The sequence below is a fragment of the Streptomyces sp. NBC_01089 genome (assembly GCF_045162975.1).
In the GTDB taxonomy this organism is placed as follows: Bacteria; Actinomycetota; Actinomycetes; order Streptomycetales; family Streptomycetaceae; genus Streptomyces.
This window is the reverse complement of sequence record NZ_CP108660.1, coordinates 6,598,818-6,610,807: the sequence shown is the minus strand read 5'-3', so window position 1 is coordinate 6,610,807 and position 11,990 is coordinate 6,598,818. Positions and strand designations below refer to the sequence as shown.

At 70.6% G+C, this 11,990-nt stretch carries 13 protein-coding genes; 8 read left to right on the top strand and 5 right to left on the bottom strand.

Features of this window, described 5'->3' with window-relative positions; genetic code table 11:
• Positions 1–24 precede the first annotated feature (24 nt).
• The 5 genes from OG510_RS29660 to OG510_RS29640 all read left to right on the top strand — a co-directional run bounded on the left by OG510_RS29660 (position 25) and on the right by OG510_RS29640 (position 5,517).
• Entirely contained in the window at positions 25–1,392 is a 1,368-nt protein-coding gene (locus tag OG510_RS29660; protein WP_406140825.1) for an ABC transporter substrate-binding protein, read from the top strand.
• Positions 1,389–2,342, top strand: coding sequence for a carbohydrate ABC transporter permease (locus tag OG510_RS29655; RefSeq protein ID WP_406140823.1), 954 nt, complete (start codon positions 1,389–1,391; stop codon positions 2,340–2,342). Before OG510_RS29660 ends, OG510_RS29655 begins: the two co-directional genes overlap by 4 nt.
• A complete protein-coding gene (locus OG510_RS29650) occupies positions 2,339–3,196 on the top strand; it encodes a carbohydrate ABC transporter permease (protein ID WP_406140822.1) in 858 nt (285 codons plus the stop codon). The genes OG510_RS29655 and OG510_RS29650 overlap by 4 nt, the downstream gene beginning before the upstream one ends.
• Complete coding sequence (locus OG510_RS29645; protein WP_164265806.1) at positions 3,193–4,191, top strand: zinc-dependent alcohol dehydrogenase family protein; 999 nt, start codon at positions 3,193–3,195, stop codon at positions 4,189–4,191. Before OG510_RS29650 ends, OG510_RS29645 begins: the two co-directional genes overlap by 4 nt.
• Positions 4,192–4,269: 78 nt before the next feature.
• On the top strand, positions 4,270–5,517 hold the full coding sequence (locus OG510_RS29640; protein WP_406140820.1) for a TerD family protein: 1,248 nt from the start codon (positions 4,270–4,272) through the stop codon (positions 5,515–5,517).
• 143 nt (positions 5,518–5,660) lie between these two features.
• On the opposite strand, the gene OG510_RS29635 is transcribed toward OG510_RS29640, so the two are convergent.
• Entirely contained in the window at positions 5,661–6,872 is a 1,212-nt protein-coding gene (locus OG510_RS29635; RefSeq protein ID WP_164267528.1) for a pyridoxal phosphate-dependent aminotransferase, read from the bottom strand.
• A gap of 88 nt (positions 6,873–6,960) precedes the next feature.
• Between OG510_RS29635 and OG510_RS29630 the strand changes: the two genes are divergently transcribed.
• Both OG510_RS29630 and OG510_RS29625 read left to right on the top strand, forming a co-directional pair.
• Positions 6,961–7,608, top strand: coding sequence for a winged helix-turn-helix transcriptional regulator (locus OG510_RS29630; protein ID WP_406140818.1), 648 nt, complete (start codon positions 6,961–6,963; stop codon positions 7,606–7,608).
• A 187-nt stretch (positions 7,609–7,795) separates the two neighbouring features.
• Complete coding sequence (locus OG510_RS29625) at positions 7,796–7,951, top strand: hypothetical protein (RefSeq protein WP_203600932.1); 156 nt, start codon at positions 7,796–7,798, stop codon at positions 7,949–7,951.
• Between the two features lie 128 nt (positions 7,952–8,079).
• On the opposite strand, the gene OG510_RS29620 is transcribed toward OG510_RS29625, so the two are convergent.
• The 3 genes from OG510_RS29620 to OG510_RS29610 form a co-directional block, all read right to left on the bottom strand.
• Complete coding sequence (locus OG510_RS29620; protein ID WP_406140817.1) at positions 8,080–8,340, bottom strand: DUF6011 domain-containing protein; 261 nt, start codon at positions 8,338–8,340, stop codon at positions 8,080–8,082.
• A 47-nt stretch (positions 8,341–8,387) separates the two neighbouring features.
• Positions 8,388–8,975, bottom strand: coding sequence for a TetR/AcrR family transcriptional regulator (locus OG510_RS29615; protein ID WP_406140815.1), 588 nt, complete (start codon positions 8,973–8,975; stop codon positions 8,388–8,390).
• Positions 8,976–9,194: 219 nt separating this feature from the next.
• Positions 9,195–9,425 (bottom strand): CarD family transcriptional regulator, encoded by a 231-nt coding sequence (locus OG510_RS29610; RefSeq protein WP_164267523.1) that lies wholly within the window; start codon positions 9,423–9,425, stop codon positions 9,195–9,197.
• Between the two features lie 105 nt (positions 9,426–9,530).
• Here OG510_RS29610 and OG510_RS29605 point away from each other — a divergent pair, with 105 nt between their 5' ends.
• On the top strand, positions 9,531–10,298 hold the full coding sequence (locus OG510_RS29605; RefSeq protein WP_406140813.1) for an SDR family NAD(P)-dependent oxidoreductase: 768 nt from the start codon (positions 9,531–9,533) through the stop codon (positions 10,296–10,298).
• Positions 10,299–10,333: 35 nt separating this feature from the next.
• On the opposite strand, the gene OG510_RS29600 is transcribed toward OG510_RS29605, so the two are convergent.
• The gene (locus OG510_RS29600; protein ID WP_406140812.1) at positions 10,334–11,839 is read right to left on the bottom strand and encodes a hypothetical protein; all 1,506 of its coding nucleotides are present in this window, start codon (positions 11,837–11,839) and stop codon (positions 10,334–10,336) included.
• Between the last annotated feature and the right edge of the window lie 151 nt (positions 11,840–11,990).

Below are 11,990 nucleotides of genomic sequence, written 5' to 3'. Positions count from 1 at the left end.
CCACCCCACCCCGAGGAGCGATCCATGCGAAGCCCGAGCCGACGGAGGCCGCGCGCACTGCTCGCGCAGGCCGCATCGGGGGCGCTGCTCATCAGCCTGTCCGGCTGCTGGACCGGCGCCGGAGGAAACGGGTCCGGCGGGGACTCGATCAATGTGCTGATGGTCAACAACCCGCAGATGACGGAGTTGCAGAAGCTCACCGCAGCCCACTTCACCCGGGAGACGGGCATCAAGGTGAACTTCACCGTGCTGCCCGAGAACGACGTACGCGACAAGATCAGCCAGGACTTCGCCAACCAGGCGGGCCAGTACGACGTCGCGACGCTGAGCAACTACGAGATCCCGATCTACGCGAGGAACGGCTGGCTGCACGACCTCGGCCCGTACGCGGCCAAGGACACCGCGTTCGACCAGAAGGACATCCTGCCCGCGCTCACGCAGTCGCTCACCGGCGACGACAAGAAGCTCTACGGCGAGCCCTTCTACGGCGAGTCGTCCATGCTGATGTACCGCAAGGACGTCTTCGCGAAGAAGCATCTGACCATGCCGGCCCACCCCACCTGGCAGCAGGTCGCCGCGCTCGCCGCCAAGGCCGACGGTGCGAAGCCGGGGATGAAGGGCATCTGTCTGCGCGGCCTGCCCGGCTGGGGCGAGCTGATCGCCCCGCTGACCACCGTGGTCAACACCTTCGGCGGCACCTGGTTCGACAAGGACTGGAAGGCCAGGCTGGACTCCCCCGCCTTCAAGCAGGCCGTCAACTTCTATGTCCAACTGGTCCGTGAGCACGGCGAGTCGGGGGCCGCGCAGTCCGGATTCGCCGAGTGCCTCAACGACCTCACCCAGTCCAAGACGGCCATGTGGTACGACGCGACGTCGGCGGCCGGATCGCTGGAGTCGGCCAAGTCCCCGGTCAAGGGCAAGATCGGCTATGTGCCGGCGCCGGTCGACAGGACGGACAACTCCGGGTGGCTCTACACCTGGGCCTGGGGCATCCAGAAGACCTCCCGCAACCCCGACAAGGCGTGGAAGTTCATCTCCTGGGCGTCAAGCAAGCAGTACGAGGAGCTCGTCGGCAAGGTGAGCGGCTGGTCCGACGCCCCGGCGGGCAAGCGTGCCTCCACCTACACCGACCCCTCCTACCGCAAGGCGTCGGCCGCCTTCGGGGATGTCACGCTCAACGCCATCAGAAGCGCCAAGCCCGGCGATCCGGGGGTGCAGCCGCGCCCCGCGCCCGGTATCCAGTTCGTCGGCATCCCCGAGTTCACGGACCTCGGCACCAAGGTCTCCCAGGAGATCAGCGCGGCCATCGCCGGGCGCCAGTCCGTCGACTCGGCCATCGCCGCATCGCAGCGGCTCGCCGCGAAGATCGCGAAGGAGTACGAGGGACGATGACAGCGACCACTGCTCCGACCGCGCCCCGCGCGGTGTCCCCTCCCAGCCCCAAGGCCCCACCGGGCAACCGGCTGCGCGCCTGGGCCACCCGGGCCCCGCTGCTGCCGGCCCTGATCTTCATGATCGTGGTCACCCAACTGCCCTTCGTGGCCACCGTGGTGATCTCCTTCTTCAACTGGAACGCGCTGTACCCGAAGGCCCGGCACTTCACCGGCTTCGCCAACTACTCCGATGTGCTCACCGACCCGGATCTGCGCAAGTCGGTCCTCACCACGGTGCTGCTGACGGTCGCCGTGGTGCTCGTCAGCCTGGTGCTGGGACTCGTCCTGGCGCTGCTGCTCGACCGCCGGTTCAAGGGCCGCGGGCTCGTCCGTACGCTGCTCATCGCACCGTTCCTGCTGGTCCCGGTGGCGGCCGCGCTGCTCTGGAAGCATGTGCTCTACAACCCGGAGTACGGGCTCTTCAACGGGCTGCTGCACTGGGTGGGCGGCGGGGGCGCACCGCAGCCCGACTGGGTGTCGAACACCCCGCTGCTCGCCGTCGAGGCGGCGCTGATCTGGCAGTGGACGCCGTTCATGATGCTGATCCTGCTGGCCGGGCTGCAGAGCCGCTCACCCGAACTGATCGAGGCGGCGCGGATCGACGGAGCAGGCAGCTGGCAGATCTTCCGCCATCTGACCCTGCCCCATCTGCGGCGCTATCTGGAGCTGGGCGCACTGCTCGGCTCGATCTACATCGTGCAGAACTTCGACGCCGTCTTCACCATCACCTCGGGCGGCCTGGGCACGGCGAACCTTCCGTACACCGTCTACCAGGCGTTCTACCAGGCGCACGAGAACGGTCTCGCGTCCGCCGCCGGTGTCCTCGTCGTCATCGGCACGATCATCATCGCGACCTTCGCGCTCCGCGTGGTCTCGTCCCTCTTCAGCGAGGAGGCATCACGCGCATGAAGTCCGCAGACACGACGGCGCCACGGGGCGCCGGCCGTACCGGGGGCGCGCTCCTCGGCCTGGTGGCCTGGCTGGCCGGGATCCTGTTCTTCCTGCCGATCGCCTGGATGGCACTCACGTCCTTCCACGCGGAGGCCGACGCGGCGACCAACCCGCCGTCGCTCGCCGCCTCACTCACCCTGGACGGCTACCGCGAGTTCTTCGGGGCGGGCGGCGGCGCGAGCCCCTGGCCCGCGCTGGCCAACTCGGCCGTGGCGTCCATCGTCTCGACGCTGTGTGTGCTGGTGCTGGCGCTGCCCGCCGCGTACGCGCTGTCCATCAGGCCGGTCAAGAAGTGGACGGACGTCCTGTTCTTCTTCCTCTCCACGAAGATGCTCCCGGTGGTGGCGGGGCTGCTGCCCATCTATCTGTTCGCCAAGAACACCGGGATGCTCGACAACATCTGGATGCTGGTCATCCTCTACACCTCGATGAACCTGCCGATCGCGGTGTGGATGATGCAGTCCTTCCTGGCGGAGGTGCCGGTCGCGGTCATCGAGGCGGCGCGGGTCGACGGCGCGAGGCTGCCGGTGATCCTCACCCGCATCGTTGCCCCGATCTCCGCGCCGGGGATCGCGGCCACCGCGCTGATCTGCTTCATCTTCAGCTGGAACGAGCTGCTGTTCGCCCGGGTGCTCACGGGTGTGGTCGCCGAGACCGCGCCCGTCTTCCTGACCGGCTTCATCACCAGCCAGGGCCTGTTCCTGGCGAAGGTGTGCGCCGCGTCGCTCGTCGTCTCCCTGCCGGTGCTCGCCGCGGGGTTCGCCGCCCAGGACAAGCTGGTCCAGGGCCTTTCGCTGGGAGCCGTGAAATGAAGGCAGCCATCGTCGAAGCCGTCGGCAAGGTCGTGTACGGGGAGGTGCCCGACCCCACGCCCGGTCCGCGCGACGTGATCGTCGAGGTGGCCGCGTGCGGGCTGTGCGGTACCGATCTGCACATCCTCCAGGGCGAGTTCGCGCCCACCCTGCCGGTGGTGCCCGGTCATGAGTTCGCGGGTACGGTCGTGGCGCTGGGCTCCGATGTCACATCGCTGGCCGCGGGCGACCGGGTGGCCGTCGACCCGTCCCTGTACTGCTACGAGTGCCGCTACTGCCGTGTCGGCCACAACAACATGTGCGAGAAGTGGGCGGCGATCGGGGTGACCACGGCGGGCGGCGCCGCCGAGTACGCGGTGGCGCCCGCCGCCAACTGTGTGAAGCTGCCCGACCACGTGAGGACCGAGGACGCGGCCCTGATCGAGCCGCTGTCCTGCGCGGTACGCGGTTACGACGTGCTGAACAGCAGGCTCGGCTCCCATGTGCTGATCTACGGGTCGGGGACCATGGGGCTGATGATGCTGGAGCTGGCCAAGCGGACCGGCGCGGCCAGCGTGGACATGGTCGACATCAACGAGGAACGGCTGACCACCGCCCGCTCGCTGGGCTGTTCGGCCGCGGCCGGCGGTGCGGACGAGCTGGACCGGGCCGGGCACGGCTGGGACGTCGTCATCGACGCGACCGGCAACGCGGCGGCGATCCAGGACGGTCTGGGGCGGGTCGCGAAGGCCGGGACGTATCTGCAGTTCGGTGTCGCCGACTATGCGACGCGGGCGACGATCGACCCGTACAAGATCTACAACCAGGAGATCACGATCACCGGTTCGATGGCGGTGCTGCACAGCTACGAGCGGGCCGCCGAACTCTTCGCCGCCGGGGTGCTGGACCCGGCGGTCTTCATCAGCGACCGGCTGCCGCTGGAGAGTTACCCGGACGCACTCGACCGCTTCAAGGCTGGCATCGGCCGGAAGATCGTGGTGCTGCCGGGGAAGTGACCGGCCTGCCGGGTCGGGCGTCCGGGAGGCGGGCGAGATTCAAGGAACCGTAAAGCCCTGCCGCTCGTTCCTCCGGACATGACCGCAATGACCCCAGGCTCGAACATCCCGCTTCCGATCTCCCGCGTCGCGGTGGACGTGGCAGCTCCGGTGCGGCTCGACGTGTCGGGCCTGCTGCTCACCGCCGACGGCAAGGTGCGCTCGGACGACGACTTCATCTTCTACAACCAGCCGTCGGGCCCCGGCGTCGGCCACCGCTCCGGCGGCGGTTCGGCGCCGGACGCCATCGTGGTGGACACGGCCGCCGTCCCCGCGGGCATCGACAAGATCGTGATCACCGCGAGCCCGGACGCGGCGGGCCAGACGTTCCAGGGCATCGAGCCGACCGCCACCGTCCGCTCCACGGACGACGGCAGTGTCCTGGCCTCCTTCACACCGCCCCGGCTGGGCACCGAGACCGCGCTGGTCATCGTGGAGATCTATCTGCGCAACGGCGCGTGGAAGGTGCGCGCCGTGGGCCAGGGCTATGCGAACGGCCTGGCCGGAATCGCGACGGACTTCGGGGTCTCGGTCGAGGAACCGGCCGCACCTGCGGCCGCACCCGCGGCCACGCCCGCAGCAGCCCCGCCCGCGGCACCTGCGCCCCCGCCGATGCCGTCCGCACCGCCGGTGGATCCCCGGGTCGCCGTCGCGGCCCCGGTCGCACCGCCCGCCGCGCCGCCGGCGCCGCCCGCACCGCCCGTCGGCGGACGGATCAATCTGGACAAGGGCCGGGTCAGCCTCCGGAAGAACCAGACGGTGTCCCTGGTCAAGGGCGGCAAACCGCTGCTGTCCAAGGTGAAGATGGGCCTCGGCTGGGAGCCGGCCTTCCGCGGCAAGGACATCGACCTCGACGCATCGGTCATCGCCTTCGGCCCGCAGCGCAACCACATCGACAGCTGCTACTTCGGCAAGCTCTCGATCCTCGACGGCGCGGTCAAGCACTCGGGCGACAACCTCACGGGCGAGGGCGCGGGGGACGACGAGGTGATCGTGGTCGACCTCGGCAGGATCCCCGCGGAGGCCACCGCCCTGTTCTTCACGGTCAACTCCTTCACCGGCCAGAAGTTCACCGAGGTGGCCAAGGCGTACTGCCGGCTGATCGACGCGGAGAGCGGCGAGGAGCTGGTCAGGTTCGATCTGACCGGGGCCGAACCGCAGACCGGGGTGCTGATGGCGAAGCTGATCAAGCAGTTCTCGGGTGAGTGGGAGATGACGGGGGTGGGCGACTTCGTGAAGTCCCGTACGGCCCGTGGCATGGTCAAGCCCGCCGCGCAGGCGCTCTAGGCGCTCTCCGCACTCTCCGCACTCTCGGCGCTCTCGGCGCTCTCGGCGCGCTCTCGGCGCTCTCGGCGCTCAGGAGACCGTCCGGTGGAGACCGCCCCGGGGTGGTCTCCACCGGGCCCCGGGCGGCTCCGCCGGATGGCGCGTCACTGGCGGTAGCCCGCCAGGAAGCGTCCGATGCGGCTGATCGCCGCGTCCAGGTCGTCGGCGTGCGGCAGCGTCAGGATCCGGAAGTGGTCGGGGCGCGGCCAGTTGAAGCCGGTGCCCTGCACCACCTGGATCTTCTCGCGGAGCAGCAGGTCGAGGACGAACTTCTCGTCGTCGTGGATCCGGTGGACCTTCGGGTCGAGCCGGGGGAACGCGTAGAGCGCGCCCTTCGGCTTCACACAGGAGACACCCGGGATCTCGTTGAGCTTCTCCCACGCCCGGTCGCGCTGCTCGTGCAGACGGCCGCCGGGCGCCGTCAGATCCCTGATGGACTGGCGGCCGCCCAGCGCGGCCTGAATCGCGTACTGGGCGGGGGCGTTGGCACACAGCCGCATGGAGGCGAGCATCATCAGCCCCTCCAGATAGCTCTTCGCGTGCTGCTTGGGCCCGGTGACGACCAGCCAGCCGGACCGGAAGCCCGCGACACGGTACGACTTGGACAGACCGCTGAAGGTGAGGACGACCAGGTCGGGTGCGAGGGCCGCCGCCGTGTGGTGGACGGCGTCGTCGTAGACGATCTGGTCGTAGATCTCGTCGGCGAAGACCATCAGCCCGTGGCGGCGGGCGAGATCGAGGATGCCCTCGACGATCTCACGCGGATAGACAGCGCCGGTGGGGTTGTTGGGGTTGATGATCACCACGGCCTTGGTGCGGTCGGTGATCTTCGATGCCATGTCGTCGAGGTCCGGGTACCACTCCGCCGACTCGTCGCACAGATAGTGCACCGCCCGCCCGCCGGCCAGTGTGGTGACGGCCGTCCAGAGCGGGAAGTCGGGCGCGGGGACGAGGATTTCGTCCCCGTCCTCCAGAAGGGCCTGGACCGCCATCGAGATGAGCTCGGAGACACCGTTGCCGAGGAAGACGTCGTCGACGGTGACATCGGGCAGCCCGAGCGCCTGATAGCGCTGGGCCACGGCGCGCCGGGCCGAGAGGATGCCGCGCGAGTCCGTGTAGCCGTGCGCCTGGGGCAGCATCCTGATCATGTCCTGGACGATCTCCTCCGGCGCCTCGAACCCGAAGAGCGCCGGGTTGCCGGTGTTCAGGCGCAGCACGCTGTGCCCGGCCTCCTCCAGTGCGTTGGCATGGTCGATCACCGGGCCCCGGATCTCGTAGCAGACCTCACTCAATTTGTTCGACTGGCGGAACTCCATGCCGTGGCCCTCCCAGGTCTCACTTGCTTCACTTGGTTTTACCAAGCTCCAGCTTGGAAAGTCCAACTTTCTGTCTAGACTGCGGTGCATGCCACGCCGAAGTTACGACCAGTACTGCGCCGCCGCCCGCGCGCTCGACGCCGTCGGGGACCGCTGGACCCTGCTGATCGTCCGCGAACTCCTGGCGGGCCCCCGCCGCTACACCGACCTCCACGCCGATCTGCCGGGCGTCAGCACCGACGTCCTCGCGTCCCGGCTCAAGGACATGGAGCGCGAGGGGATCGCGACCCGGCGCAGGCTGCCGCCGCCCGCGCCGGCCTCCGTGTACGAGCTGACCCCGCGGGGCACCGCGCTGCTGCCCGTCCTCACCGCGCTGGCCGACTGGGGCACCCCCGCAATGGGCGAGCGGCGGCCGACGGACGCCCTGCGGGCCCACTGGTTCGCCGTTCCGCTCGCCCGGCACCTGGCGGGGCTCGGTCCCCGGGTGGTCGAGGTCCGGATGGACGAGGGCGTCTTCCACGTCCGTACGGACGGCGGGGAGCCGCTCTACGGCGACGGACCGGCCGAGCGCCCCGATGCCCGGCTGACGCTGGACGCCGACACCTGTGTCGCGATCGGGGGCGGCGGCCTCTCGCTCGACCACGCGGTACGGGAGGGCCGCGCCAGGCTCGAAACGGTGTCGCACGGCGCGCCGCGGGAGGCACCGGCCGGGGCGGGAGCGCAGGGTCCGGAGTGAGCTGGATCGCACCCTCGCGGGGCAACCCCGCGGGCCCGAACTCCGTCTCCATAAAGGCCCGTTAAGGCCGCCGGACCCTCCGGCACCGGGCACAAGTGACGGACAACACGCCCTTATCCGGAACACGTGACCGATACCACGCGCAGATGAGGGTTAACTGTCAGTGGCAGGCCGTAGCCTTGTTCGTATGTCCACCACCCCTTCCGCCTCTCAGGCCAACGACGCCATCCGAAGGCTCGTCGACGCCCAGACGACGGACGGCGAATGGCCATCGGAGGACTACGAGGTGCTGCTGCTCGAATGGGCGGCCGCGATACAGGGCGGGATCGAGCCCGCGGCTTAGGGCCCGCCCGGCCACGGGGAAACACCAGCGGGAAACACCGCTGGGACACCCCACTGCGACATCCGACTGGGACATCCGACTGGGACATCCCGCTTCGACATAACGGCCCGAACCGGCCGTCCGGTGCCTCAGTCCAGGCCGGGGAGCGGATCCTGGTCCACCCCGTGCCGACGGGTCCGGATATCGGGTCCCGCCGGGTGCAGTTTCGCGTCGCAGGCCGGGCCCAGCCCGGTGCGCCGTGAGGCCAGTCCCGTCAGCGGCCTGCCGCACATCGCGCACAGCACCGTCCGGTCACGCACCCCGTCGCGCGCCGCCCCGTCGCGCTCCTCCGATCCGGCCCCGTCCGCCGTCCCGGACTCCCGCCCGGACCCGGTCACGACCCCGGGCATGACCCCCGGCAGCTCCTCGGCCTTCCCGCCCGCCCGACCGCCCCGGCTCACAGCGACATCGCCCGCCGGTCGTCACCGCAGATCCCCTCGATCATCAGCACGAGACAGCGGCGCACATCGGGCGGCCCGTCGGCGCCCAGCTCGGCCGCCATGGCCACCGCGTGCGTCAGCCGCAGCATCTCCGCGGTCTCCAGATCGGCGCGCGCCGCACCCGCCTGCCGCGCCGCCGTGAGCAGCTCGCCCGCCGCGTCCGTGAGCCGGCCGCTGCAGCCCGAGATCACCGGGGTGCTGCCGTCGGCCATCGCGGCGCCGAGCAGCGCCCTGAGTCCGCGCAGGCGGATCAGCTGCTCCGCGAGCTTCTGCAGCCAGTCGGCCAGCGCCTGGCCCGGCGGCCGCCCCGACGCGCCGAACTCGACCGCCTGGTCGGCCAGTTCGTCGATACGGTCCGCATAGACCTCGCCGAGGAGGTCCTGCCGGGTGGGGAAGTGGCGGTAGAGCGTGCCGGAGCCGACGCCCGCGCGCTTCGCGATGTCGTCCAGGGAAGCGTCCACCCCGTGCTCGGTGAAAGCCAGGGCGGCCTCCTTCAGGAGGCGTTCGTAATTGCGGCGCGCATCGGCCCGCATCGGCTTCGGCATCAGCTGCTCCTCGCGGACCGGGGACGTCTCCGTATCGTAGAGGCAGCAACCGGGGACAGCCCCCGCTCAGCCGTGCCCGGGACCGTACGGAACGGTGACCCGGCATCCCACCGGGTCACCTCACGCGGCCCTCATGGCCAGGGGCCGACGGCCGGTCCTCGGCCGGCCTCCCCGTCCTCGGCCGGCCTCCCCGGCCTGTTCTCCCTGTCCTCGCCGGACTCAGAGCTTGGTCAGCTTGGCGTAAGGGCTGAGGATCCTCCCCTGACGCCCGGAGAAATCGATGAGCACAGCGTCATTGTCGCCCTCGATTCCGATGACTCTTCCGAGCCCGAACTGATCATGCGAAACACGGTCGCCCACATCGAAGATCTCGATGGGTGCGGCCGCTTGGGCCGGGCGGTTGAAGGGACTGGAGGGCAGGTGGCGCCGGGATCCGGCTGACTTAGTCATTGCGTTCAGTATGCGCCCGCGAGACCTCCTCACGCCATGTCTGTCCCGCCGCACGGCTCCGGAGCGGGGATTCCCCGTGCGGATTTTCCCTGCGATGATCAGGGGATGGAATTCCCGGCAACCGACCGTCGTGTGCTCATCACCGGTGCCTCCCGCGGCCTGGGCCGCGCCGCCGCGCACGCATTCGCCGCCAACGGAGACCGGGTGGCGGTGCACTACGGCACCCGGGAGGACGACGCCAGGCACACACTTGCGGCGCTGCCCGGTTCCGGCCACGTCCTGGTCGGGGGCGATCTCTCGGACCCGGCGGTGGCGGCCGAAGTCGCCGGGCGCGCGGCCGACGGGCTCGGCGGCATCGACGTCCTGGTGAACAACGCCGCCGTGAACGTCCGCCACCCGCTGCCAGGGACCCCGTACGAGGAGTGGGTGGCCGTCTGGCAGCAGCACGTCAGCGTCAATCTGCTCGCCACCGCACATCTCAGCCATCTCGCGGGGCGCCGCATGATCGACGCGGGGAACGGCGGCCGGATCGTGAACATCGGCTCGCGCGGCGCGTTCCGCGGGGAGCCCGACCATCCGGCCTACGGCGCGACCAAGGCAGCCGTGCACGCGCTCGGCCAGTCGCTGGCCGTCTCCCTCGCGCCGTACGGGATCGGGGTGGCGTCGGTCGCCCCCGGCTTCTTCGGTACGGAGCGGGTGGCGGACCGGCTGAGCGGCGCCGAGGGCGAGGCCATCCGGGCGCAGTCGCCGTTCGGCCGGGTGGCGACGCCCGAGGAGATCGCGGCCGCGGTGCTCTGGCTGGCCTCACCGGCCGCCGAGTGGTCGTCGGGCACGGTGCTCGATCTCAACGGGGCGTCCTACCTGCGGACTTGAGGACCGGCTGCCCGGCCCGAACGGCCGGCCGCCCCTCAGGCCCGTGACCTGGCCTTGAAAGCCGCCTTGCGCGCGTCCTTCGCCGCCTTGCGGTCCGGGTGCAGCCGCCCCATCGCCTCCAGTACATCGGCCGTCGCCGGGTGCTCCACCCGCCAGGCCGCGTCGAAGAAGCCGCTGTGCTGTCCGGTCAGCCCCTCCACGAGCCCCTGCAGCTCCTCGACCTCACCGTCCGCGTCCAGCTGTGCGGCCAGCGTGTCGATCGCCAGCCAGAAGATCATCGACTCCGGCGGCGCGGGCACATCGGCCGCACCCCGCTCGGCGAGCCAGACCCGGGCGAGCCCGCCGAGCTGTGCGTCGTCGAGCACCTCACGGACCTCGTGCTCCGCCGCGCCGTCGGCCACCAGCGAGAGTGCCTGCTGGCAGTGCAGCCGGCGCAGCGGCGCGCCGCTGTCCTCGCCCCGCGCGGCGGACAGCAACTCCGCTGCGGCGGCGGCCGGTTCACGGCCGTCCAGCCAGAGCACGGTCTCGGCGCGCGCCGCACCCTCGGGGAAGCGCGCGAGGGCGTCGAGCAGGGCGCCCGCGTCCTTGTCGGCGAGCTCGCCGACCGCCGGCGCGTCGACACCCGCGTCGAGCATCCGGGCCCTGATCCCGTACAGACCGAGCGGGGTGAGCCGCACCATGCCGTACCGGGAGACGTCCTCGTCGTCCACGGGCCGCCCCTGACCCCCGTGCTCCTCCGCGTTCTCCGCCTCTTCGGCCATCAGAGCCTCGTCGACGGGGTGGTACTCGACCAGGCCGATCGGTTCGAGCAGGCTGAACTGGTCGTCCAGCCGCATCATCGCCTCCGACACCTGCTCCAGTACGTCGTCCGTGGGCTCGCCCATGTCATCGGGGACGATCATCGAGGCCGCCAGCGCGGGGAGCGGCACCGGGGCGTCCTGGGCGCCGGTCTCCGTCACGGTGAGCAGATAGAGGTTTCCCAGCACGCCGTCGAGGAACTCCGCCTCGGCCTCCGGGTCCCACTCCAGCTTCCCGAAGTCGATCTCGCCGTCGTCGCCGACCAGGTCGGCGAAGTCGTCGAACTGCGGGGCGATGGCGTCGGCGTGCACGGTCTCCAGACCGTCCAGCCAGAGCGCGAGGATCTCCTGGGGGCTGCCCGACGTGATCAGCGCCAGGTTCTCGCCGGGGGCCGCCGTCCCCTCGCTCTCCTCGCCGTCCTCCGCGCCGTCGCCGCTCCCGTCGCTGCCGTCGTCTTCGTCGTCGGCCGGCTCGATGTCGACGAGGCCGGTGTCGACGGCGAGCCGCCACGCCTCGCTGGCCAGCGCCGCGCCGTCCTCGTCGGCGCCGAGACCGAGCTCCGCCGCGGCCGCGGGCAGCTGCTCGTCGGCCAGCTCGCCCCCCACGCCGACGCGCGTGCCGGGACCGGCCCAGCGGGCCAGCCGTACGGCCCGTGTGAAGAGGGGCGCGGCCAGCGCGTCACGTGCGAGCTCCGCTTCGGAGTTCAGCCGCACCGGCGGCAGGGTGGGGCGGTCTCCGGACATCGGTGGTTCTCCTCGGGGCTGAGACCGACCGGCGAGAGGGCGCGGTCTTCGGGCATACGGTTCGGGCGCCCCAGCGTAGACGCATTTCGACCTATGCAACCTGGTTCATGTACCCGTCAGCCTCCGTCCACCTCACGGCCCTTGACAACTC

Excerpts from the sequence above, each read along its gene's own strand:
- OG510_RS29660 (WP_406140825.1), top strand. The coding sequence starts at position 25 with ATGCGAAGCCCGAGCCGACGGAGGCCGCGCGCACTGCTCGCGCAGGCC.
- OG510_RS29655 (WP_406140823.1), top strand. The coding sequence starts at position 1,389 with ATGACAGCGACCACTGCTCCGACCGCGCCCCGCGCGGTGTCCCCTCCC.
- OG510_RS29650 (WP_406140822.1), top strand. The coding sequence starts at position 2,339 with ATGAAGTCCGCAGACACGACGGCGCCACGGGGCGCCGGCCGTACCGGG.
- OG510_RS29645 (WP_164265806.1), top strand. The coding sequence starts at position 3,193 with ATGAAGGCAGCCATCGTCGAAGCCGTCGGCAAGGTCGTGTACGGGGAG.
- OG510_RS29640 (WP_406140820.1), top strand. The coding sequence starts at position 4,270 with ATGACCGCAATGACCCCAGGCTCGAACATCCCGCTTCCGATCTCCCGC.
- OG510_RS29635 (WP_164267528.1), bottom strand. The coding sequence starts at position 6,872 with ATGGAGTTCCGCCAGTCGAACAAATTGAGTGAGGTCTGCTACGAGATC.
- OG510_RS29630 (WP_406140818.1), top strand. The coding sequence starts at position 6,961 with ATGCCACGCCGAAGTTACGACCAGTACTGCGCCGCCGCCCGCGCGCTC.
- OG510_RS29625 (WP_203600932.1), top strand. The coding sequence starts at position 7,796 with ATGTCCACCACCCCTTCCGCCTCTCAGGCCAACGACGCCATCCGAAGG.
- OG510_RS29620 (WP_406140817.1), bottom strand. The coding sequence starts at position 8,340 with ATGCCCGGGGTCGTGACCGGGTCCGGGCGGGAGTCCGGGACGGCGGAC.
- OG510_RS29615 (WP_406140815.1), bottom strand. The coding sequence starts at position 8,975 with ATGCCGAAGCCGATGCGGGCCGATGCGCGCCGCAATTACGAACGCCTC.
- OG510_RS29610 (WP_164267523.1), bottom strand. The coding sequence starts at position 9,425 with ATGACTAAGTCAGCCGGATCCCGGCGCCACCTGCCCTCCAGTCCCTTC.
- OG510_RS29605 (WP_406140813.1), top strand. The coding sequence starts at position 9,531 with ATGGAATTCCCGGCAACCGACCGTCGTGTGCTCATCACCGGTGCCTCC.
- OG510_RS29600 (WP_406140812.1), bottom strand. The coding sequence starts at position 11,839 with ATGTCCGGAGACCGCCCCACCCTGCCGCCGGTGCGGCTGAACTCCGAA.